We start from the raw sequence: 21353 nt of genomic DNA on the forward strand, positions 1-21353 counted from the left end.
GGTTCTCAGTCGTCTTCTCGCGAGGACGGCTTTTTGCCTCGTGGCGGAGCCACTCGGGAAAAAGACCCCGCAGCGAGAAGACGACTGAGGTTCCGCTGAATGACCCGCTACCCAAGACGGACACCCGAGCCACGCTCAAGACAGTCCCTGGACGGAGGGCTAGCCTCGTGCACGCCATGGATTCCGCACTCGCCCGGCGCATGCTGGCCGCTTCCACCGAGATCACCAAGGCGGCGCTGTCCGCCGACGATCCCGACGTGGTGCTGCCGATGGTGGTGCGCCGCGCCGCCGCGCTCGCCGAAGCCGACCTCGGCCTCGTCATGGTGCGCGCCGACGACGGCAGGCTCACCGTCGAAGCCGCCTACCCCGCCCAGCCCGAAACCGCGGGCGACCCCGTCGGCGCCGTGCTCTCCGCGCGTTCCGCCGCCGCCCGCGTCTCCCGCAGCGGCGTGCCGATCGTGGTCGACGACCTCATCGACGACCCGCTCACCGCGCCCTACGTGCCGTCGTCGCTGCGGATCTACGGGCCGTTCGCGGTCGCCCCGTTCGGCACGCGGGAACGCAGACTCGGGGCGCTGGCCGTGTACCGGCGGCGCGGCGCCCCCACGTTCACCCGCGTCGCCGTCGAAGTGCTCACCGGCTTCGCCGCGCAGGCCGGGCTCGCGCTGGTGCTCGCCGAGGGCTCCACCGCCCGCGAGCGCATCGCCGTCTACCAGGAGCGGGAACGCATCGCCCGCGACCTGCACGACGTGATCGTGCAGCGGCTCTACGCGGCGGGGATGCAGCTCGAAGTGCTCGACCGCAAGCTCACCGGACGGCTCGCCGCCGAGGACTCGGCGCGGCTCACCGACACGATGGACCAGCTCGACCAGACCATCGCCGAGGTCCGCGCCACCGTGCGGACCTTGCGGTCCGCCGACCCGGACACGCCCGCGCACGCCCCGGACCTGGCGGATTCGATGCGTTCCGAAGTGCAGATCGCGGGGGAACTGCTCGGCAGGCCGCCGAAGCTGGAGATCGAGGGCGACCTCACTGAGGTCCCGGTCGCGCTCGCCGACCACGCCCGCGCCGCGATGCGCGAAGCGCTGTCGAACGTGGTCCGCCACTCCGGGGCGCGTTCGGTGCTGGTCCGGATCCGCCGCTCGGCCCGCTCCATGCGGCTGCAGGTCGTCGACGACGGCTGCGGCATCCCCCGCGACGTCACCAAGCGCGGCCTCCGCCACCTGGAGGAGCGCGCCGCGGCAGCGGGCGGCAGCTGCGTCATCCACTCCTCCCCGGACAGCGGCACCACAATCACCTGGGAAGTCCCGCTTTGATTGGGTCCCTTCTGCGAACGGCCTGCTTAGCGGGTCGGGTGGCGGAACCTCAGCGGCTTCCTCGCTGCGGGATCGATTTCTGATGTAGCTCCCTACACGGCGAAATCGCTGTCCTCGCGAGGAAGCCGCTGAGAACCCGCCGGTGGTCGACTTGCTCAAGCCGGTCGCTGCTCAGCGGCTCCGCCGCTGACAAGACAAAGATCAAAAGATCAGCGAACAACCCGCCTTGCGGCCGAAGGCCGTGCCTCGCGGCGAAGCCGTGCCTTGGGCGAGCGGAGCGAAGTCTGCCTTGCGGCCGTAGGCCGTGCCTGTATGTGCGAAGCACATAGCCCACGTCAAGAAGACACCTGAGGTTCCGCTACCCGGACACCCGAGCAAAACGAGCCCAGGAACACCGTCACCCCTGCCGACGGGCCACCCAGGCTGCTGCTTGGGTGCGGCGTTCCATGCCTAGTTTGGCGAGCACTGCGGTGACGTAGTTCTTCACGGTCTTCTCCGCCAGGAAGAGGCGTTCCGCGATCTGGCGGTTCGTCAGGCCTTCGCCGATCAGGTCCAGCACTTTGCGCTCCTGGTCGGTGAGCGCGTCCAGTTCGTCGGCGGGGCGGTCGGCGCCGCGGCGCATCCGCTCCAGCACTCGCGCGGTGGTCACCGGGTCCAGCAGCGAGCGCCCGGCCGCGACTTCGCGCACCGCGTTGACCAGGTCGCGTCCGCGCACCTGTTTGAGCAGGTAGCCGGCGGCGCCCGCGTTGATCGCCCCGATCAGCGCCTGCTCGTCGTCGAACGCGGTGAGCACCAGGCACTGCGGCGGCACCGGCAACGCCCGCAGCCTGCGGCACAGGTCGAGGCCGTCGCCGTCGGGAAGCCGCATGTCGACCACGGCCACGTCGGGTTCCGCGGCTTGCGCCCGGACCACCGCCTCGCCGACTCCGCCGGCCTCGGCGACGACGTCCAGGTCCGGCTCGGTGCTCAACAGGTCCCGCAAGCCGCGGCGAACCACTTCGTGATCATCGACGAGCAGCACGCGTACCGGCACGTCCTCACGCTACGACCGACTCCACCGGACGTGCAGGTAAGGGTGCCCTGAGCCGGGCGCGAACGGGTCTCGTTCGCGCCCGGGAGGGGTCAGCGGCGGCGGGCCTTGCGGGCGGCCTTCTTCGCCTGCTTGACGTTGAGCTGGGTCTGCTCCGCCACGCGGGAGGCGCCGTGCTTGGCGCGGTAGGCGACGGACGGTTTGCCCTCGGTGTCGACCGCCGTGATCAGCAGCCCGCCGAGCAGGCCTAGGTTCTTGAAGAAGTGGATCTGCTGCCCGGCGCGCTCTTGCGGGTCGTCGAGCTCCCAGAACCGGTGGCCGGCGAGCGTCGTCGGCACCAAGGTGCCCGCGAGCAGCAGCGCGGACAGCCGCGGGGCCTTGCCGAGCGCCAGCAGCACGCCGGCGCCGACCTTGACCGCGCCGTCCAGCTTCACCAGCGTCACCGCGTCGGTGGGCACCTGCTCCGGCAGCGTGTCCTCGACTCGCCCGACCGTCTGGTCCAGCACGGGTTGAGCGGTCTTGGTGAGCGCTTCGGGATTGCGCAGGGCGCCGATGCCGCCGTAGATGAACATCGCAGCGAGCATCGGACGGGCCAAACGGCGGACGATCATGAGACCTCCTCAGTGGACGCGGCCCCGACCGTACCGCGCCGCGTGCCGGTGCTCCGGCTCTGCTGTTGATCTTCACTCCAGGTGCGTCCCGTTCGCACGAGATGTCGGGGTGCTGCTCCCGGTTCCGCGCGGAGTGCCGGTCGGGTGATCGGCGAAAAGCCCTGGTCGGCGACCAGCGAGGGATGTCGTGGGCGGCGAATCGAATCTTCTTCGCTGCGCCGGGAACAATCCGCAAAGTTGAGTCGTTGAGGCTCATGTAACCGCAGTGACCGGGCATCCGCTTCGGTGATGACCCGGCTTCGATGAGGGAGTGATGAGTGATGGCTCTTGCCGTTCGTGGCTGGGACGCGTTCACCGGCCTGGACCGTGAGTTCGACCAGCTGGTCCGCGGCGCCTTCGCCGGTCGCGGTGGTTCCGGACAGGCGTTCGCCCCCGCGGCGGACGTGCTGCGGGACGGTGCCGACCTGGTGTTCCGGCTGGACCTGCCCGGGGTGGACGTCGAGCAGGACGTGACGGTCGAGGTCGCCGACGGGACGCTGGCGATCAGCGGCAGTCGCACCACCCGCGCCGACGCTCCGGCCGAAGACGAGCCGGAAGCGCCGCGCGCGCTGGTCCGGGAGCTCCGCGGCGGATCGTTCAGCCGTCGCTTCCGGCTGCCGAAGGGCGTGACCGGTGACCAGGTCGAAGCGGACTACGACCGCGGCGTCCTGGAGGTCCGGGTGCGCGGCGCGCTGGAACAGGCGACCCCCACCAAGGTCACCATTCGCGCTCGGAATGCGTCGGAGTGACCTGTGTAGGGGTCGGGTGGCGGAACCTCAGCTTCCTTCTCGCTGCGGGATCTTTTTCCCGAGTGGCTCCGCCACGAGGGAAAAAGCTGTCCTCGCGAGAAGGAAGCTGAGAACCCGCTGGTGGTCGGCTTGCTCAAGCTGGTCACTGCTCAGCGGCTTCGCCGCTGATAAGAAGCTGACCGGAAAAGGTGCTGAGCCGTGGATCAGTTCTGGTCGGCGCGGGCGAAGACCTCGTCCCAGGCCGCGGCGACCTGGTGGGCGCACAGGCGGGGGTTCACGCCGCCGACTCCGGTGCCGAGGCCGGGCAGCGCGATGGTGCGCACGACGTCGCGCACCCGCATCCCGTTCTCCAGCACCCCGTGCGTCCACAGCCGCAGCACCGCTCGCGCGGCCAGGTACGGGTGCACGGTGTCGGAGGGCAGCACCTCGCCGGGAGTGCGCATCGTGGGCGAACTGACCAGCCAGGCGGGCGACGGGGCTCCAGTGGGCACGAGCAGCGCCTCACCGACCGGCAGCTCCCCGCCGTGGTAGGCGAGCACCGCGCTGCGCACCGACTCCTCCACGTTCGGGAAGGCGCGCGAGTACAGGGCGTCGACCCCGCCGCGCATCCACCCGTACGAGTTGGCCGGGCTCACCACCGCGTCCACCCGCAGGTCGAGCACCGATCCTTGGTGGACGTCGAGGTTGTCGCGGTCGGTGGCGACATCGCGCCATGCTGCCGTCAGCGGCTCGTCCAAGGCGCAGAGGACGAGCCGGAGCTCCGGTTCCGCTCGGTCTGCTGAGCGCTCCGAATCCGCGGTCACCCGCACAGCATCGCAGGAACGGACGACTGAATGTAATTGGGTAGGTCACACCTTCGGGGAATGATGATCACCGATCTGGGGTCGGGGGAGGGGTTCAGCGCGGGCCGTAGGCTGGTGCTCGTGCCGCACATCGCCTACCTGGGGCCGCCGGGAACCTTCACCGAACAGGCGACCCGGATCCTCACCGAAGGCTTCGACGCCGACCTGCTGCCCTACGAGACCGTGCCGCAGGCGCTGGCCGCGCTGCGCGCCGGTGAGGTGCTCGCCGCGGGCGTGCCCGTGGAGAGCTCAGTGGAGGGCTCGGTGCCCGCCACGCTCGACGCGCTGATCAGCGGTGACCCGCTGATCGCGGTGGCCGAGGCGACCGTGCCGGTGCAGTTCGACGTGCTGGTGCGCGCCGGCGTCACCGCAGACCAGGTGCGCACCGTGGCCAGCCACCCGCACGCCATCGCGCAGGTCCGCGGCTGGCTCGCGGCGAACCTGCCGGACGCGGACGTGCGGATGGCCTCGTCCACGGCGGCCGCGGCGAAGGAGGTCGCCGACGGCGAGTTGGACGCGGCCATCGCCGCACCGCTGGCGATCGAGCTGTTCGACGGCCTCAGCGCCCTCGCCCGCGGCATCGCCGACACGCCCGACGCCATCACGCGGTTCCTGCTGCTGCGCAGGCCGGGCGCGCTGCCCGAACCGACCGGCGCCGACCGCACCTCCATCGCCGCCGTCATCACCGACGAGGTCGGCACCCTGACCGAGCTGATGCTGGAGCTGTCGCTGCGCGGCATCAACCTCAGCCGCATCGAGTCCCGGCCCACCAAGGACCGCCTCGGCGAGTACCGGTTCTTCCTCGACTTCGACGGGCACGTGGCCGACGCGCGGATCGGGGACGCGCTCAGCGGCCTGCGCAGGCGGTGCAGCGAGGTCCGCTTCCTCGGTTCCTACCCGAAGGCCGACCACTCGCCTGCGAACGTCCGGCCGTCCGCTTCCGAACAGGCTTTCCAAGCATCCGCCCGCTGGCTGGCGCGGCTGCGCGAAGGAGGTGTCGCATGAGCCCGGTGTTGCGCGCGCACGCCGACGGACTGCGCCTGGTGCTGGTGCGCCACGGCCAGACGCCGTCCAACGTGCGGGGAGTGCTCGACACGCTCCCGCCCGGCCCCGGGCTCACCGACCTGGGCAAGCGGCAGGCCGACGACCTCGCGGACCGGCTGGCCACCGAGAAGGTGCTGTCGGTGCACGCCAGCCGCGCGCTGCGGGCGCAGGAGACCGCGCTGCCGACGGCCACCCGCCACGGCCTCGACGTGCGGGTCGTCGACGGCACCCACGAGGTCTTCGTGGGCGAGCTGGAAGGGCTCGGCGACGAGCGGTCCCGGGCGCTGTTCGACGAGATCTACGAGGGCTGGCACCACGGCGAACCGGACCGGCCGATGCCCGGCGGGGAGACCGGAACCGAAGCGCTGACCAGGTTCTTCGGCTCCGCGCAGCCCGTGCTGGACGACGTCACGACCGGCTCGGTGGTGCTGGTGAGCCACGGCGCGATGGTGCGGCTGGTCGCGAACCGGCTGGCCGGGGAGATCTCCGCGCGGCGCTCCAGCGAGGCGTACCTGCCCAACACCGGGGTCATCGTGCTCGAAGCGGACTCGGGCACGGAGACCGGTTGGCGCTGCGTCCAGTGGGACGACCTGCCCGACTGACCTCGCGGGCCGGTCAGCCCCAGCCGAGGGCGTGCAGGGTGTCCTCGTTGATGCCGAAGTGGTGGGCGATCTCGTGGACCACGGTGATCGCCACCTCGTCGACCACCTCGTCCTCGCTGTCGCACATCTCCAGCAGCGGCTCGCGGTAGATCGAGATCCGGTCCGGCAGCACGCCCGCGTAGTTGCTCTGCTCGCGTTCGGTCAGCGCGATGCCGAAGTACAGGCCGAGCAGTGACGGATCTTCCTCGTTGTGGTCCTCGACGAGCACCACGACGTTGTTCATCGCCGTCGCGAACTGCTCGGGAACCAGGTCCAGGGCGTCGGCGACGAGCTCCTCGAAGCGCACCCGCGTCATCTCCACCGGCATCGCCGATCAGCGCTCCCCGGCGGCGGGAACGCCGGGCTCGATCGGCGCGGTGTCCTGCGGGGCGGGTTCCTGGCCGACCTGCACGTCGCCCTTGACGCTGCCGGTGATCGGCGCGAGCCCGCTGCCGTCGGGCAGCTGCGCGCTGGCCTTGCAGTTGACCTCCCGCGAGCCCGCGTCCCAGCTCTCCTGCGGCAGCGTGTCCCAGTAGGCCACGAGCTTCTTGTCCGCCACCGCCGTCGGGCTGCCCGCGTACTCGGCGGTGAGCTCACCGCACCGGGTCGCGAGGAAACCGTCCTGGTCGTCCTCCGACGGGTATTCGGCGGGGAACTCGGTGCCGAGGTCGACCACGCCGGTGATCTCCACCGAGTGCGGCTGCGCGCAGTCCACCGAGTCCCACACGTCGGTGCCGTTGATGCCGAGGCAGCGCCCGACCTCGTAGGTGTTCGACTGGTCCTGGCTCGCCACGTTGCCCTTGCTGGCGTAGAGCTTCCCGGACGGACCGGGCTGCTGGAGACCGCAGTGCAGCTTCCGGTCCCCGGCGCCCCAGCCCTGCTGGCTCGGGGTGAAGGCGCCGACGGAGAACCGCCCGTTCGGGTCGAACCGCCCGCGGAGGTACTGCTCGGAGACCGCGGTGCAGCGTTCCTGCTTGAGCTGTTGCCACTGCTCGGCGCTCGGGTACGGGGCGGTCTTCGCGAAATCGGCGTTCAGGTCGGCCTTGCCGGTGACCTCGAAGAGGTGGCGTTCGCCGCATTTGACCTGGCGGATGTCCCTCGCGTCCGGTTCGGTCCAGTGCAGGCAGGTGCCCGCCTTCGCCTCGAACACGGGCGGCGTGGCGGGCGAGGCGCCCTCGCGGCCGGGGCCGCCGATGCCGGAGCCGCCACCGCCGGTCGGGGTGTTCAGCAAGGCGCTGATCAGCAGAACGAGTGCGCCACCGATGGCGGCGGCGATCATCACCAGCCGGGTGTTGGGCTTCCGGCGGTGCTTCTGGGTGTCGCTGCGCTCGGCCATCGATCACATCATGCCTGTCGGTCCGGCCGTGTGCTCAAGCGCTCACGCATCGCTTTGAAACCGATTCGTGTCCGGCTGCGTCACAGCAAGGCGTACCCCGTGCGGGGGCACGGTGGGTAGTGTTGCTGCTGGGAGTGGGCTATGACGGAAGATGGCAGACCATTGGCAGACCAGGACGGGCCGCAGCGCAGCGACCAGCCCTCGACGGGCGGGTCCGCTGACGACGTGACGCAGGCGAACGCAGGTGGCGAGCAGCAGGACGCGGGCCAGGCTCGTGGCCGGATGCGCTACCAGGACGAATCGACGACGCCGCGAGAACCGACGCTCGCCGAGAAGCGGGCGCGCATCGCCGCGGAGAAGCGCCAGGAGGAGCAGGCCCAGGCCGCCCTCGCCGAGCAGGAGAGCAAGACGCAGAAGCGTCGTCGCGTGATGGTCGGTGGCGGTGTCACGGTCGGCGTGGTCGCGCTGGTCGCGGCGTTCTACTCGGGCTCGGCCTACAGCGCGGAGCAGAACGCGGTGCAGGAGTACTGCGCAGCCGAGAAGCAGGGCGAGGTGGCCCAGAACCCCGACCTCTGCGACGAGAACTACGTCCGGGAACAAGGCGGGTACAGCTCCGGCGGCATGTTCTTCATGCCGATCTTCCTGCCCGGTGGCGGAATCGGCGGGTACAACTCCTACCGGTACGGCTACACCCCGCCCGGCGCTCCGGCGCCCACCCCGGGGCAGACGGTGTCCGGTGGAAGCTTCAACAAGCCCGCCGACGCGAACATCAAGAACACCAAGGGCCAGACGGTCCAGCGCGGCGGTTTCGGAATCAGCAACAAGAGCGGCAGCAGCGGGAGCTGAACGAGTGCGTCGGAGGACAACCGAGCGTCGGCCGGACTGGCAGCGCAAGGTCGAAGAACTGGGACTGGTGTTCGGCACCCCGGCACGCGCGGCGGACGGTTCGCAGCGCCCCTACTGGGACGAGGGCGTGCACTACGAGTTCAGCTTGGACGAGGTGCTCTCGCTGGAGGCCGACGTCGAACTGCTCCAGTCGATGTGCCTGGACGCGGTGGACCAGGTCGTCACGACCGAGCGGTACAAGGACTTCGGCATCCCGGAATGGGTGTGGCCGAAGATCGCCGAGTCGTGGAAGCGGCACGATCCGCACCTCTACGGCCGGTTCGACCTGCGCTACGACGGTTCGGGGCCCGCGAAGCTGCTGGAGTACAACGCGGACACGCCGACCTCGCTGCTGGAGGCGGCGGTCGTGCAGTGGAACTGGCTGACCGAGTGCCACGAGGGCGACGACCAGTGGAACTCGATCCACGAGAAGCTCGTGGAGCGCTGGGGCGAGATCAGCGACCAGCTCGCCACCCGCGAAGTGCACTTCACCTGGTCGAGCTCCGACACCAGCGGCGAGGACAACATCACCTCCGCTTACCTGCAGGAGACCGCGGCCGAGGCCGGCATGGACACCGTCGGCATGTCGATCGAGGAGATCGGCTGGGATCCGCTGCTGGAACGCTTCGTGGATCTCGAAGAGGCGCCGATGAACTCGGTCGTCAAGATCTACCCGTGGGAGTGGATGGTCGACGACGACTTCGGCCGCCACGCGGTGAACACGCTGCCCGCGACGCAGTGGATCGAGCCGCTGTGGAAGATGCTGCTGTCGAACAAGGCGCTGCTGGCGGTGCTGTGGGAGATGTACCCCGGGCACCCGAACCTGCTGCCGACGTTCCTGGACCAGCCCGGCCTGCTCACCGAGTACGTGCGCAAGCCGCGGCTGGGCCGCGAGGGCAACAACATCACCGTCGTCGCCCCCGGCTGGGAGACCGAGACCGGCGGCTTCTACGGCGAGGAGGGCTACGTCTACCAGGCGTTCGACCCGCTGCCGGAGTTCGACGGCATGCGGCCCGCACTGGGCGCGTGGGTCGTCGGCGACTCCTCGGCGGGCCTCGGCATCCGGGAGACCGCGGGCCTGATCACCGACGACGGCGCCGCCTTCGTCCCGCACCGCATCCCCGGCTCCTGACCCGGTCCGGTTCGACCCGCGGTGCGACCCCAGCGGGGTTCGGGAAGAACCGGGCCAGCTAGGCTCACCAGCTGTGATCGACCTGAAGACGCTTCGCGAAGATCCGGAGGCCGTGCGCGCCTCGCAGCGCGCCCGAGGTGAGGACGTGTCCCTCGTGGACGCGCTGCTCTCCGCCGACGAGCGTCGCAGGTCAGCGGTGTCCCGCGCCGACACGCTGCGCGCCGAGCAGAAGCAGCTCGGCAAGCAGGTCGGCAAGGCCAAGGGCGACGAGCGCGACGAGCTGCTGGCCCGCGCGAAGGACCTCTCCGCCCAGGTCAAGCAGGCCGAGGCCGAGCAGACCGAGGCCGACGCGGAGCTGCTGAGCACGCAGAAGAAGGTCTCGAACATCATCGAGCCGCAGACCCCGCCCGGCGGCGAGGACGACTACGTCGTGCTCAAGCACGTGGGCACGCCGCGCGAGTTCGACTTCGAGGTCCGCGACCACCTCGACCTGGGCCTGGGGCTGCGCGCGTTCGACATGGAGCGCGGCGCGAAGGTCGCGGGCGCCCGGTTCTACTTCCTCACCGGCATCGGCGCGCAGCTGGAGCTGGCGCTGCTGAACATGGCCGCCGCGCAGGCCACCGCGGCCGGGTTCACCCTGGTCGTGCCGCCGGTGCTGGTCCGCCCGGAGATCATGGAGGGCACCGGTTTCCTCGGCTCGCACTCCACCGAGGTCTACCGGCTCGAAGAGGACGACGCGTACCTCGTCGGCACCTCCGAGGTGCCGCTGGCCGGGTACCACTCGGGCGAGATCCTCGACCTGGCCGAGCAGCCGCTGCGCTACGCGGGCTGGTCGACCTGCTTCCGGCGCGAGGCCGGTTCCTACGGCAAGGACACCCGCGGCATCATCCGCGTGCACCAGTTCAACAAGCTGGAGATGTTCGTCTACTGCCGCGAGGAGGACTCGCGCGCCGAGCACGAACGCTTGCTGGCCTGGGAAGAGGAGATGCTCGCCAAGATCGAGGTGCCGTACCGGGTGATCGACACCGCGGCGGGCGACCTCGGGGCGAGCGCGGCGCGGAAGTTCGACTGCGAGGCGTGGGTGCCGTCGCAGCAGGCCTACCGCGAGCTGACCTCCACGTCGAACTGCACGACGTTCCAGGCCCGCCGCCTCAACACCCGCTACCGCGAGGCCGACGGTCCCAACGCCATCGCCTCCACGTTGAACGGGACGCTGGCCACCACCCGGTGGATCGTGGCGATCCTGGAGAACCACCAGCAGCCCGACGGTTCGGTGCGGGTGCCGGAGGCGCTGCGCCCGTTCCTCGGCGGCCGGGAAGTCCTCGAACCCGTCGCGTGATCCGGGGGCGCCGGGTCCGTCCCGGCGCCCGCCGACCACCTGGTCAGGCCGGGGCGGTGATCTCCTGGAGGAGCCCCTTCTCCAGGGTGATCCGGACCAGCGCGGCGGAGAGCCGGGCGTAGTCGTCCGGCTCGACCAGCCGCGCCAGCCGGTCCACGTCCGTCGGCAGCCCGGCCTGCTCCGCCCCGGACAGCGCCTTCTTGTCGAAGTAGGGCCGCAGCTCCGGCCACACGGCCTGCGCCTCCCGGCAGAAGATGTGCGCGCCGACCGGCCCCAGGCTCGGCACCTCGCACAGCAGCTCCCGCATCCTCGGCACGTCGCCGTCCGCTTCGGCACGGAGCCTGCGCAGGTCACCGCGGTACTCGTCGAGGACGAGCTCGGCGCCGCGGCCGAGCGCGGTCGCGGTGCTCTCGTCGTAGCGCACGTAATGCCCGCGGCCCAAGGCGTCGACGCGCTGCTGCCAGGTCGCGTCGCGCATCCGCTGGGCCGTCGGGAACTCGCCCAGTTCGCGCGCCGCGGCGACCGCGATCTCGGCCTTGATCCGGGTGGACAGCAGCACCGACAGCACCAGCAGGCGGTACAGCGGCGACGGCTTGTCGGTCAGCGGCGCACCCGCCTGCTCCGCGTAGGTCGTGCCCGCTTCGCGCAGCAGCGCGCGGGCGGTGGATCGCTCGGACATCTCGCACCTCCTTCCGCTCCGGCCTACCCGCCGGTCCCGGCACGCACACCGGAGCGCGACCCGCCGCGGTCCGGTGCGGGGCGACGCGTGGTACCTGCGCTTATGGTGGAGGATGTGGCGGATCGATCAGCTGAGGCGCACGGCTCGCGCGACGACGGCCGGGTCGGCCGGGTGCTCGCCGGGATCGGCGAGCGGGTCGGCCGGCTGCGCGCCGAACGGGAGATGTCGCGGACCGCGCTGGCCGAGGGCGCGCACGTCGGCGAGCAGCGCTTGGCGGACGTCGAGGAGGAACGCGGCACCCCGACGCTGGCGGAGCTGACGGCGGTCGCCGCCGTGCTGGACGTGCCGTTGGCGGAGCTGTTCACCGACGCCGTTCCCGGCCCGGCCGCCGTCGTGATGCGCGGTGACGAGGTGCCCACCGTCGAGTCCGGTGATCTCGCGGTGCAGGTGCTCACGCCCAGGTCGGTGCTGCCGGGCCTGTACGCGGCGCGCTACCGGCTGTCGCCCACCGGTGGCGGGGTGCGGCCGGTGCAGCACGAGGGGCACGACTGGTTGTACGTGCTCAGCGGGCGGCTGCGGGTGGAGTTCGAGCAGGACTCGGTGACGCTGGGAGCGGGCGACAGCGCCAGCTTCGGATCCGCGGTCTGGCACCGCCTCGTGGTGCCCGGCGACGAGCCCGCCGAATTCCTCGCAGTCGGAGCAACCTTGCTGACCACTCCTGCGAGCACTGAGTGAGCGCTTGGCCTGCGTAGGGGTTGGGTGGCGGAACCTCAGTGGCTTCCTCGCTGCGGGATCTTTTTTCCAAGTGGCTCCGCCACGAGGAAAAAAGCTGTCTTCGCGAGGAAGCAACTGAGAACCCGCGGGTGGCCCGGCTGCGTGCTGGGTCGCTGCTCAGCGGCTTCGCCGCTGACAGGACAACGATCAACAACACCGCTCACGTGGAAAACCGAGATCAAAGGCGGGCGGTGAGGTTCCGCCGACCCATTGCGCGAGCCGAGATCAAGGACGAACTCGGGACGATCACAGTTCGGGGAGCACCTCGGAGGCGATCTCCTCGACGGTGGATTCGGTGCCTTCGTAGGGGGATTCGGTGCGGGGCCAGTGCGTGATGACGTCGGTGAAGCCGAGTTCGGCGGCGCGGCCGACCACTTCCTTGAAGTACTCGGCGCTGCTCAGCGAGTACTTCGGCGCGGCATCGGCCTGCAGGTAGCGCGCCACGCGGTGCGGGGCGCGGCCGTCGGCGGCCAACGTGTCGTCGAACCTCTTGGTCAGCTCCGCCACACCGCGCCACCAGGCTTCGAGGTCGTCGCCGCCCTCGTTGGTCCCGGTGGTCACCCAGCCCTGCCCGTAGCGGGCGGCGAGCCGCATGGCGCGCGGGCCGTTGGCGGCGATGACGAACGGCAACCGGGGCAGCTGCACGCAGCCGGGTGCGCGGCGGGCCTCGACCGCGGTGTAGTGCTCGCCGTACCAGCTGGTGTTGTCCTGGGTGAGGATCTTGTCGAGCAGCTCGACGAACTCCTCGAACCGCTCGGTCCGACCGGCCGGCGCGGGCGCCTGCCCGCCGAGCACGGTGGTGTCGAAACCGGGGCCGCCGGCGCCGATGCCCAGCGTGAGGCGCCCGTCCGAGATGTCGTCGAGCGCGGTGACCTCGCGCGCGAAGTGCACCGGATGCCGGAAGTTGGGCGAGGCGACGAGGGTGCCGAGCCGGATCGTGGAGGTCGCGGTGGCCGCCGCCGTGAGCGTGGGCACCGCGTCGAACCACGGTTTGTCGACCAGCGACCTCCAGCCCAGGTGGTCGTAGGTCCAGGCATGGGCGAAGCCGTACTCCTCGGCCATCCGCCACAGCGGCTCCGCGGCCCACCACCGGTGTTCGGGCAGTATCACAATCCCAACGCGCACACCGCTGACCGTATCGGTACCACCCGGAAGGGTTCGACCCTGTGCGGGTTGTTCTCGCGCATCGGGACCGGCGACACGTCCGTGTTGCAGGTCACCGGGAAGATCCACACGCTCAGGTGAAGCGGAATTGATCGGCCACCGCGCTGGTCACGGCCTCGCCAGCATGTCCGGCGTGAACAAACCTGCGCTGGTCGCATCCGATGTGGACGGAACATTGCTGGACTCTTCGGTCCGCGTGAGTGAACGGACGGCGCGCACCGTGCGCGCCGTCGCGAACGACACCCCTTTCGTGCTGGTCACGGGACGACCACCACGATGGGTGCCGCAGATAGTGGAGGGGTTGGGAACGGCGGGGCTCGCCGTGTGCTCCAACGGCGCCGTCGTCTACGACGCCGCCGCGGACAAGGTGCTGCGCAGCTCCGAGATGGAGCCGGTGCGGCTGCGCGACGCGGCGCGCGAACTGCGCGACGCGCTGCCCGGCTGCACGTTCGCCGTCGAGCGCTCCACCCGGCGGGCCCGCGACGACGTGGCCGAGCAGTTCCTGGCGGAGGCGGGCTTCCACCGCGTGTGGCCGAACCGGGACATCCGGGTGGTCGACGACGGGGAGCTGTTCGACCGGCCCGCGGTGAAGCTGATGGTGCTGCACGAGGACCGGCTCGACATCGACCTGGCCTCGGCGGTCGAGGAAGTGCTCGGCGCCGGTCTGTGCCTGACCTGCTCGATGCAGGGCGGCCCGGTCGAGCTGTCCTTGCCGGGGGTGGACAAGGCCAGCGGGCTCAGGTCCGTCGCCGACGACATCGGCGTCGGCAGGCACGAGGTGATCGGGTTCGGCGACATGCCCAACGACATCCCGATGCTGGACTGGGTCGGCCACGCCGTGGCGATGCGCAACGCGCATCCGGGCGTGCTGGAGGTCGCCGACGAGATCACCACCTGCAACAGCCAGGACGGCGTGGCCCAGGTGCTGGAACGCTGGTGGTGAACGCGCGCCGGATTCGGCGTGCGCACGTGAAAACTCGATGAACGAACGGTGCGCCGTGTTCGGGCTGGGGAGGCGAACACGGCGTCCGGGCTACACCCCGGCGGGCACCTGCTCGGTGGGCGGCTCGGCGGGCCGCCGCGGCCGGTGCAGCGCGTAGGCGACGGCGCAGGCGATGAGGAACCCGATCCCGAGCAGCGGGTAGGAGTTGCCCACGACCTGCTGCGAGAACGTCCAGTCCAGTTCCCGGTCGTTGGTGTAGGGCAGGTACCAGTGCGGCGCCACCAGCACGGTGAGCGCGCAGAGCCCGGCGTAGAGCAGCACCCCGTACCAGCGGTGCCACCAGGCCATCGCGACCATCAGCGCCAGCGCGGGCCCGGCCCACACCCAGTGGTGCGACCAGGAGATCGGCGACACGATCAGCACCAGCACCGCGTTGATGATCAATGCCAGCGGCACGTTGCGGGTGTGCAGCGCGTAGCGCATCCCCAGCACGGCCAGGACCAGCAGCAGCACCGAACCCGCTACCCACAGCGAGTCCAGCGGCGCGCCGGTCAGCTCCTGCTTGGCGAGCAGGCTGCGCAGCGTCTGGTTGCCCGCGTACACCGCGCCCGTCTCCTCGCCGGTGGACCACATCTTGTCCAGCCACCAGTCCGCGGAGTCGTTCGGCGCCGCCAGCAGGCCCAGCAGCACGGTCGCGGCGAACGTGACGGCCGCGATGGACATCGCCCGGAAGTCCTTGCGCAGCAAGAACAGCAGCAGGAAGCCGAGCGGGGTGAGCTTGATGGCGGCGGCGACGCCCACCAGCAGCCCGCGCGGCCAGCGGGTGCGCGGCAGCAGGCAGTCGGCGGCGACCAGCGCCATCAGCAGCAGGTTGATCTGCCCGTAGTTCAGCGTGTCCCGGGTCGGCTCGATGATCGTCATGAACGGCAGCAGCGCCGCGGTGGCCACCGCCACCAGGCCCGCGCGGGGTGCCAGATATGTCGAGGAACGGGCCAGCGAATACGCGGTAACCAGGATCGACAGATGCGAGATCACCGCGACGGCGATCACCGCGCCGTCCTCGGATAACCACCACAGCGGGGTGAACAGGATTGCGGCGAATGGCGGGTAGATGAACGGCAGGGTTCCGCTCTCCGGGGATTCCGGAGTGAGGTCGTCGCCGTAGACCTCGTAACCGTTCAGCCACGCTCGGGCACCGAGGCGGTAAATCTCGGTGTCCATATAGCCACGAGTGTCGATCCAGTGGACGAACCAGATCGCCAGCACTTCCAGGATGATCGCCGTGACCAGCAGGTACCGGCCGTCGCGGGCCCGAGTCACGCTTCGGATCACCTTCTCGCTCGCGGGGCTGCCGTGGGGGCGCTGATACTACCCAATCCGACTCGCCGGGCCCGTCGCCGACCAGAGCGACATTGATCGACCCGATGACTCCGGAGGGTGCAGGAATGTTACTGTTCGTGGTGCGCAATCCGTCCTGATCGGACTCACCGCCACCCGGATGGCCAGCGAAAACACGGGTGGTAGTCGGATCGGGACGGGAACCTCAACGCGGTTTCCGGGCGCGGGTGGCTGGCCGCTACCCTCGACGACTGTGAGCTTCGCAGGCTATGACCTGATCGTTGTTGGTTCCGGATTCTTCGGACTGACGATCGCAGAGCGCGCCGCCACCCAGCTGGACAAGCGGGTGCTGGTGCTGGACAGACGTGACCACATCGGCGGCAACGCCTATTCGGAACCGGAACCGGAAACCGGTATCGAGGTGCACCGCTATGGCGCGCACCTGTTCCACACCTCGAACAAACGGGTGTGGGACTACGTCAACCGGTTCACGGATTTCACCGATTACCAGCATCGGGTGTTCACCCGTCATGAGGGGCAGATTTACTCGTTCCCGATGAACTTGGGTCTGCTGACCCAGTTCTTCGGTCGCGCGTTCTCCCCGGACGAGGCCAAGGCGCTGGTCGCCGAGCAGGCGGCGGAGATCGAGACCGCCGACGCGCAGAACCTCGAGGAGAAGGCGATCTCCCTGATCGGCCGCCCGCTGTACGAGGCCTTCGTGCGCGGGTACACGGCCAAGCAGTGGCAGACCGACCCGAAGGAACTGCCCGCGGCGAACATCACCCGGCTGCCGGTTCGCTACAACTTCAACAACCGCTACTTCAACGACACCTACGAGGGTCTTCCGGTCGACGGCTACACGGCCTGGCTGGAGAAGATGGCGGACCACCCGAACATCGACGTCAAGCTCAGCACGGACTACTTCGACGTCCGCGGCGAGCTGCCCGCCGACGTGCCGGTCGTCTACACCGGTCCGCTGGACCGCTACTTCGACTACTCGGAGGGCGAGCTGGGCTGGCGCACCCTCGACTTCGAGTCGGAGGTCGTGGCCACTGGTGATTACCAGGGCACGCCGGTGATGAACTACGCGGACGAAGAGGTGCCCTACACCCGGATCCACGAGTTCCGGCACTTCCACCCCGAGCGGGAGCACAAGCACCCGAAGGACAAGACGGTCATCGTCCGGGAGTACTCGCGGGCGGCCGAGAGCGGCGACGAGCCGTACTACCCGATCAACACCTCCGATGACCGGGTGAAGCTCGAGGCGTACCGGGAGCGGGCGAAGGCCGAGGCCAAGGAGCGCAACGTGCTCTTCGGCGGTCGGCTGGGCACCTACAAGTACCTCGATATGCACATGGCGATCGGCTCGGCGTTGAGCATGTTCGACAACAAGCTCACCCCCTATTTCACCGAGGGCCGTTCGCTGGACGGCTCGCTGGAGGACTGACGTGACCGACCGGACCCCCGACGAGTCCTCGGCCGCCGCGAAGCGTGCCGAGACCGGACCCGCAGCCGCGGGCGAGAGCAAAGTCAGCGACGTGACCTCGGTCCGCTCCGGCGGTCGCCGCAAGGTCGCCCCCGAGCAGGTGCTGCAACGCGTGGTGTTCCCGCGCGGTGAGGACCCGCTGGACGTGCGCGCGCTCTACATCGACGAGCCGCAGACCGGCACCACGACCGTCGTGAACCGGCGCTCGATCAAGGTGCCCGCGCACTCCAAGATCTCGCTGGCGTCCTACTTCAACGCCTTCCCCGCCAGCTACTGGAAGCGGTGGACGAAGGTCGGCGAGGTGGTGCTGCGGCTGAAGGTCAAGGGGGCCGGTCGGCTCGACGTCTACCGCTCGAAGGCCAACGGCGACAGCGTGCACCTGGAAGGTGCGCCGGTCGCCAGCCCGAAGTCGTGGACGTGGCTGGAGTTCCGGGTCTCGCTGCAGCCCTTCGAGGACGGCGGCTGGATCTGGTTCGACCTGTTCACCAACGACAGCGCGCTGGAAGTCGACGAGGCGGCCTGGACCACCGACGTCGAGCTGCCGCGCCAGCGGGTCGTGGTGGGCACCACCACGATCCGCCCGGCCGACTGCGTCACCGCGCTGCGGACGCTGGGGGAGGACCCCCAGGTCATGGACGTGGTGGAGAAGGTCGTCGTGGCCGACCAGGGCGGCCAGAAGATCCGCGACACCGAGGGCTTCGACGTGGCCGCCGAGCGGCTCGGCGACAAGCTCCAGGTGATCGAGCAGGCCAACATCGGCGGCTCCGGCGGGTTCACCCGCGTCATGTACGAGGGCGTGTACAACTCGGACGCCGAGCAGGTCCTGCTCATGGACGACGACATCGCGCTGGAACCGGACAGCGTGCTGCGCGCCAACGCGTTCGCCCGCGCCGCCACCAACCCGGTGATCGTCGGCGGTCACATGCTGAACCTGCAGGCCCGCTCGCGGCTGCACAGCATGGGTGAGGTCGTCGACGTCGGCATCGGCATCTGGCGCCCGGCGCCGGGTGCGGTCACCGACTACGACTTCGCGAAGACCCCGCTGCGCAAGAGCAAGAAGCTGCACAAGCGGATCGACGCGAACTACAACGGCTGGTGGATGTGCCTGTTCCCGCGTGAGGTCATCGAGAACTCCGGGCTGCCGCTGCCGCTGTTCATCAAGTTCGACGACTCGGAGTACTCGCTGCGCGCCGGCGCGAACGGGTACCCGACGGTGACGCTGCCGGGTGCGGCGATCTGGCACATGCCGTGGACGGACAAGAACGACGCCACGGACTGGACGGCCTACTTCCACACCCGCAACCGGCTGGTCATGGCCGCGCTGCACAGCCCGGAAGAGGTCCGCCAGGTCCTGGTCAAGCAGGGCCTGAAGCTGACGCTGCGGCACCTGCTGTCCATGGAGTACTCCACGGTGGCGGTGCAGCAGAAGGCCATCGAGGACTTCATGGCCGGGCCGGGCGAGCTGTTCGACTCGCTGCACACGGCCCGCCCCGACGTGGTGGAGCTGCGCAAGCACTACGACGACGCGAAGACGCTGCCCTCGGCCCGCGAGTTCCCGCCGCCCTCGGCGGACCCGATCATGGCGGAGGGCCTGCTGAAGCCGCCGGTGAACCCGGCGATCATCGCGGCCCGCGCGTCGAAGGCGCTGCTGCACAACCTCAAGGAGCCGGACCAGGCGGCGGGCGAGCGCCCGCAGCTGAACATCCCGGCCGACAGCGCCCGCTGGTTCCTGCTCGGCGCGCTGGACAGCGCGACGGTGTCCAACGCCGACGGCAGCGGCGTGTCGTTCCGCCGCCGCGACCCCGAGGAGTTCCGCAGGCTCGGGCTCCGCGCGCTGGCGAACTACCGCAAGCTGGCCCGCGAATGGCCGCGGCTGCGCGAGGTCTACCGCGCGGCGCTGCCGGAGCTGACCAGCCCGGAGTCCTGGAAACAGGCCTTCGACAAGAAGTGAGTACCCCCTGATCTGTGTGCCCCGACCCCGGAGACGAAGTGGCTGCTGAACCGACTACGACGACTCCCGGCGCTGCGAGCGCCGAGGAGCGGGAGTTCATCCCCGGCACCTGGGAACCGGTGCCGGAAGTCACCACCGAGACGCTCGCCCTGCGCAAGGTGCAGGGCGCGCTGGCGAAGCCGCCGGTGGTCAAGGCGGCCCGCGCGATGTCGCTGTTCGGCGAGCACGCGGCCGGGTGGCTGGCGATCGGTGCCGTGGGCGCGCTGGTGGACCGCAAGCGGCGCGGCGAGTGGGTCGCGGCGACGGCGGGCGTAGCCTTCGCGCACGGGGCGTCGATCGGCGTGAAGCGGGTCGTGCGGCGCAGCCGCCCCGGTGACCCGCAGGTCCAGGTGCTGGTCGGGACGCCGAGCAAGCTGAGCTTCCCGTCCTCGCACGCCACGTCGACGACGACGGCGGCCGTCCTCTACGGAGGACTGCTGGGCAAGCGGCTGACTCCGGCGCTGGTGCCGCCGATGATGGTCAGCCGGATGGTTCTGGGGGTGCATTACCCGAGCGACGTTCTCGCCGGTTCAGCGCTCGGCGGTGCCGTGGCGCTGGGCGTCCGGCGGTTCATGAGACGGCGGAGGAACCGTGGCTGACAAGAACGAGACGGGCGCGACCGTCAGCGAGCCCGAGAACGGGCTCGACGAGGCCGCGACCAACGGCGCGTCCGGCAACGGCAAGGCCGTGACCGAGACCGACGCGGACCAGGTGCGCAACGAGGTCGACTCCGACTCGGAGGGCTCGATCGGCTCTGAGGGCGGCGGCAGCGCCGGCGCGCTGGAGGAACCCGAGCAGAAGAAGGCGGACACCGGGGACGAGAAGGACAAGTCCTCCGACGCCTACCACGCGAAGGTGACCGCGAAGGCGGGCACGCCCGCGGGCCTGGTCAGCGGACTGATCAAGGAGCTTCGCCCGAAGCAGTGGGTGAAGAACGTCCTGGTGCTGGCCGCACCGTTCACGGCGGGCGCGCTGCTGCAGCCGTCCGTGGTGCTGGACGCGGCGCTGGCGTTCGTGGTGTTCTCGATGGCCGCTTCGGGCATCTACTTCATCAACGACGCCATCGACGTCGAGTCGGACCGCCAGCACCCGACCAAGCGCAACCGGCCGATCGCGGCGGGCCTCATCCCGCTGCCGATCGCCTGGGGCGTGTCGGTGCTGCTGCTCGGCGGCTCGCTGGCCATCTCGGCCGGGGTGAGCTACGGGCTGCTGACGGTGATGGCCGTCTACATCGCGGTGCAGCTGGGCTACTGCTTCGGCCTGAAGCACCAGCCGGTGATCGACCTGTGCATCGTGGCCTCCGGGTTCCTGCTGCGCGCGGTCGCCGGTGGTGCCGCGGCCGGGCTGGAGATCACCCAGTGGTTCTACATCGTGGTGGCCTTCGGTTCGCTGTTCATGGTGGCGGGCAAGCGCTACGCCGAGGTGAAGCTGGCGGCCGAGACCGGCGCGAAGATCCGCAAGTCGCTGAAGGCGTACTCGCCTTCCTACCTGCGGTTCGTGTGGGCCATCGCCGCCGCGATCACGATCATGACGTACTGCCTGTGGGCTTACGACATCCGCGAGATCGAGCAGTCCCGCTGGGGCATCATCTCCATCATCCCGATGGTGATCGCGATCCTGCGGTACGCGGTGGACGTCGACAAGGGCGTTGCCGGTGAGCCCGAGGAGGTGGCGCTGAAGGACAAGGTGCTGCTCGTCCTCGGCGCCTGCCTGGCGGGGTGTTTGTTCCTGGCTTACTACCTGTAATTCCTCGCTCCACTGGAACGCCCCCGGCCCTTCGGCCGGGGGCGTTCTGCGTTTCTTGCTTTGGTGGTCGGGTGGCGGAACCTCAGTGCCTTACTCGCTGCGGGATCTTTTTCCCAAGTGGCTCCGCCACGAGGGAAAAAGCTGTCCTCGCGAGGAAGGCACTGAGAACCCGCGGGTGGTCGGCTTTTGGACGTGGGCTATGTGCTTCGCACATACAGGCACGGCCTTCGGCCGCCAGGCAGGCTTGCTTCGCCGCCCAAAGCACGGCT

At 69.9% G+C, this 21353-nt stretch carries 21 protein-coding genes; 13 read left to right on the forward strand and 8 right to left on the reverse strand.

Features of this window, described 5'->3' with window-relative positions; genetic code table 11:
• Positions 1-176 precede the first annotated feature (176 nt).
• Complete coding sequence (locus ACWD38_RS10015) at positions 177-1316, forward strand: GAF domain-containing sensor histidine kinase (RefSeq protein ID WP_184483849.1); 1140 nt, start codon at positions 177-179, stop codon at positions 1314-1316.
• Between the two features lie 397 nt (positions 1317-1713).
• On the opposite strand, the gene ACWD38_RS10020 is transcribed toward ACWD38_RS10015, so the two are convergent.
• A complete protein-coding gene (locus ACWD38_RS10020; protein WP_184483847.1) occupies positions 1714-2349 on the reverse strand; it encodes a response regulator in 636 nt (211 codons plus the stop codon).
• 89 nt (positions 2350-2438) lie between these two features.
• Positions 2439-2957 (reverse strand): DoxX family protein, encoded by a 519-nt coding sequence (locus ACWD38_RS10025; protein ID WP_184483845.1) that lies wholly within the window; start codon positions 2955-2957, stop codon positions 2439-2441.
• Between the two features lie 320 nt (positions 2958-3277).
• On the opposite strand from ACWD38_RS10025, the gene ACWD38_RS10030 reads away from it, so the two are divergent.
• On the forward strand, positions 3278-3745 hold the full coding sequence (locus ACWD38_RS10030; protein ID WP_184483843.1) for an Hsp20/alpha crystallin family protein: 468 nt from the start codon (positions 3278-3280) through the stop codon (positions 3743-3745).
• A 203-nt stretch (positions 3746-3948) separates the two neighbouring features.
• Here the strand turns inward: ACWD38_RS10030 and ACWD38_RS10035 are convergent, their stop codons facing one another.
• Positions 3949-4548, reverse strand: coding sequence for a macro domain-containing protein (locus ACWD38_RS10035; protein WP_425503584.1), 600 nt, complete (start codon positions 4546-4548; stop codon positions 3949-3951).
• 120 nt (positions 4549-4668) lie between these two features.
• Between ACWD38_RS10035 and pheA the strand changes: the two genes are divergently transcribed.
• Together pheA and ACWD38_RS10045 are read left to right on the forward strand one after the other, a co-directional pair.
• The gene (gene pheA, locus ACWD38_RS10040) at positions 4669-5592 is read left to right on the forward strand and encodes a prephenate dehydratase (RefSeq protein WP_184485932.1); all 924 of its coding nucleotides are present in this window, start codon (positions 4669-4671) and stop codon (positions 5590-5592) included.
• Positions 5589-6233 carry a histidine phosphatase family protein gene (locus ACWD38_RS10045; RefSeq protein ID WP_450123869.1) on the forward strand — a complete coding sequence of 215 codons (645 nt, stop codon included), beginning with the start codon at positions 5589-5591 and terminating at the stop codon, positions 6231-6233. The genes pheA and ACWD38_RS10045 overlap by 4 nt, the downstream gene beginning before the upstream one ends.
• A gap of 13 nt (positions 6234-6246) precedes the next feature.
• On the opposite strand, the gene ACWD38_RS10050 is transcribed toward ACWD38_RS10045, so the two are convergent.
• Both ACWD38_RS10050 and ACWD38_RS10055 read right to left on the reverse strand, forming a co-directional pair.
• The gene (locus ACWD38_RS10050) at positions 6247-6600 is read right to left on the reverse strand and encodes a metallopeptidase family protein (RefSeq protein ID WP_184483839.1); all 354 of its coding nucleotides are present in this window, start codon (positions 6598-6600) and stop codon (positions 6247-6249) included.
• A gap of 6 nt (positions 6601-6606) precedes the next feature.
• Positions 6607-7608 (reverse strand): septum formation family protein, encoded by a 1002-nt coding sequence (locus ACWD38_RS10055; protein ID WP_184483837.1) that lies wholly within the window; start codon positions 7606-7608, stop codon positions 6607-6609.
• Between the two features lie 141 nt (positions 7609-7749).
• Here ACWD38_RS10055 and ACWD38_RS10060 point away from each other — a divergent pair, with 141 nt between their 5' ends.
• The 3 genes from ACWD38_RS10060 to serS all read left to right on the forward strand — a co-directional run bounded on the left by ACWD38_RS10060 (position 7750) and on the right by serS (position 10964).
• Complete coding sequence (locus tag ACWD38_RS10060; RefSeq protein WP_246457110.1) at positions 7750-8454, forward strand: hypothetical protein; 705 nt, start codon at positions 7750-7752, stop codon at positions 8452-8454.
• 4 nt (positions 8455-8458) lie between these two features.
• Positions 8459-9625, forward strand: coding sequence for a glutathionylspermidine synthase family protein (locus ACWD38_RS10065; protein WP_184483835.1), 1167 nt, complete (start codon positions 8459-8461; stop codon positions 9623-9625).
• Between the two features lie 73 nt (positions 9626-9698).
• On the forward strand, positions 9699-10964 hold the full coding sequence (serS, locus tag ACWD38_RS10070) for a serine--tRNA ligase (RefSeq protein WP_184483833.1): 1266 nt from the start codon (positions 9699-9701) through the stop codon (positions 10962-10964).
• Positions 10965-11007: 43 nt separating this feature from the next.
• On the opposite strand, the gene ACWD38_RS10075 is transcribed toward serS, so the two are convergent.
• On the reverse strand, positions 11008-11643 hold the full coding sequence (locus ACWD38_RS10075; protein WP_450123870.1) for an endonuclease: 636 nt from the start codon (positions 11641-11643) through the stop codon (positions 11008-11010).
• 114 nt (positions 11644-11757) lie between these two features.
• Here ACWD38_RS10075 and ACWD38_RS10080 point away from each other — a divergent pair, with 114 nt between their 5' ends.
• Entirely contained in the window at positions 11758-12378 is a 621-nt protein-coding gene (locus tag ACWD38_RS10080; RefSeq protein ID WP_343071626.1) for a helix-turn-helix domain-containing protein, read from the forward strand.
• A gap of 285 nt (positions 12379-12663) precedes the next feature.
• Here ACWD38_RS10080 and ACWD38_RS10085 read toward each other — a convergent pair whose 3' ends face one another.
• The gene (locus ACWD38_RS10085; protein WP_184483829.1) at positions 12664-13542 is read right to left on the reverse strand and encodes an LLM class flavin-dependent oxidoreductase; all 879 of its coding nucleotides are present in this window, start codon (positions 13540-13542) and stop codon (positions 12664-12666) included.
• A 235-nt stretch (positions 13543-13777) separates the two neighbouring features.
• Between ACWD38_RS10085 and ACWD38_RS10090 the strand changes: the two genes are divergently transcribed.
• The gene (locus tag ACWD38_RS10090; RefSeq protein ID WP_343071625.1) at positions 13778-14524 is read left to right on the forward strand and encodes an HAD family hydrolase; all 747 of its coding nucleotides are present in this window, start codon (positions 13778-13780) and stop codon (positions 14522-14524) included.
• A gap of 90 nt (positions 14525-14614) precedes the next feature.
• Here the strand turns inward: ACWD38_RS10090 and ACWD38_RS10095 are convergent, their stop codons facing one another.
• Positions 14615-15844: a glycosyltransferase 87 family protein gene (locus ACWD38_RS10095; RefSeq protein ID WP_450123871.1), complete on the reverse strand. Its 1230-nt coding sequence runs from the start codon at positions 15842-15844 to the stop codon at positions 14615-14617.
• Positions 15845-16115: 271 nt separating this feature from the next.
• On the opposite strand from ACWD38_RS10095, the gene glf reads away from it, so the two are divergent.
• The 4 genes from glf to ACWD38_RS10115 are packed head-to-tail and all read left to right on the forward strand — an operon-like array spanning position 16116 to position 21084.
• Positions 16116-17309, forward strand: coding sequence for a UDP-galactopyranose mutase (gene glf, locus ACWD38_RS10100; protein ID WP_450123872.1), 1194 nt, complete (start codon positions 16116-16118; stop codon positions 17307-17309).
• 1 nt (position 17310) lies between these two features.
• Positions 17311-19299, forward strand: coding sequence for a glycosyltransferase (locus ACWD38_RS10105; protein WP_343071624.1), 1989 nt, complete (start codon positions 17311-17313; stop codon positions 19297-19299).
• A 38-nt stretch (positions 19300-19337) separates the two neighbouring features.
• Positions 19338-19937, forward strand: a complete 600-nt coding sequence (locus tag ACWD38_RS10110) for a phosphatase PAP2 family protein (protein ID WP_397545402.1) — start codon at positions 19338-19340, stop codon at positions 19935-19937.
• Positions 19930-21084 carry a decaprenyl-phosphate phosphoribosyltransferase gene (locus ACWD38_RS10115; RefSeq protein WP_425503583.1) on the forward strand — a complete coding sequence of 385 codons (1155 nt, stop codon included), beginning with the start codon at positions 19930-19932 and terminating at the stop codon, positions 21082-21084. The genes ACWD38_RS10110 and ACWD38_RS10115 overlap by 8 nt, the downstream gene beginning before the upstream one ends.
• The last annotated feature ends 269 nt before the right edge of the window (positions 21085-21353 follow it).

The sequence above is a fragment of the Saccharopolyspora sp. NPDC002578 genome (genome assembly GCF_053592695.1).

What these genes read in the sequence shown, in the direction of transcription:
- ACWD38_RS10055 (WP_184483837.1), bottom strand. Translation starts at nt 7,608, where the DNA reads ATGGCCGAGCGCAGCGACACCCAGAAGCACCGCCGGAAGCCCAACACC.
- ACWD38_RS10045 (WP_450123869.1), top strand. Translation starts at nt 5,589, where the DNA reads ATGAGCCCGGTGTTGCGCGCGCACGCCGACGGACTGCGCCTGGTGCTG.
- ACWD38_RS10015 (WP_184483849.1), top strand. Translation starts at nt 177, where the DNA reads ATGGATTCCGCACTCGCCCGGCGCATGCTGGCCGCTTCCACCGAGATC.
- ACWD38_RS10060 (WP_246457110.1), top strand. Translation starts at nt 7,750, where the DNA reads ATGACGGAAGATGGCAGACCATTGGCAGACCAGGACGGGCCGCAGCGC.
- ACWD38_RS10075 (WP_450123870.1), bottom strand. Translation starts at nt 11,643, where the DNA reads ATGTCCGAGCGATCCACCGCCCGCGCGCTGCTGCGCGAAGCGGGCACG.
- ACWD38_RS10025 (WP_184483845.1), bottom strand. Translation starts at nt 2,957, where the DNA reads ATGATCGTCCGCCGTTTGGCCCGTCCGATGCTCGCTGCGATGTTCATC.
- ACWD38_RS10050 (WP_184483839.1), bottom strand. Translation starts at nt 6,600, where the DNA reads ATGCCGGTGGAGATGACGCGGGTGCGCTTCGAGGAGCTCGTCGCCGAC.
- ACWD38_RS10030 (WP_184483843.1), top strand. Translation starts at nt 3,278, where the DNA reads ATGGCTCTTGCCGTTCGTGGCTGGGACGCGTTCACCGGCCTGGACCGT.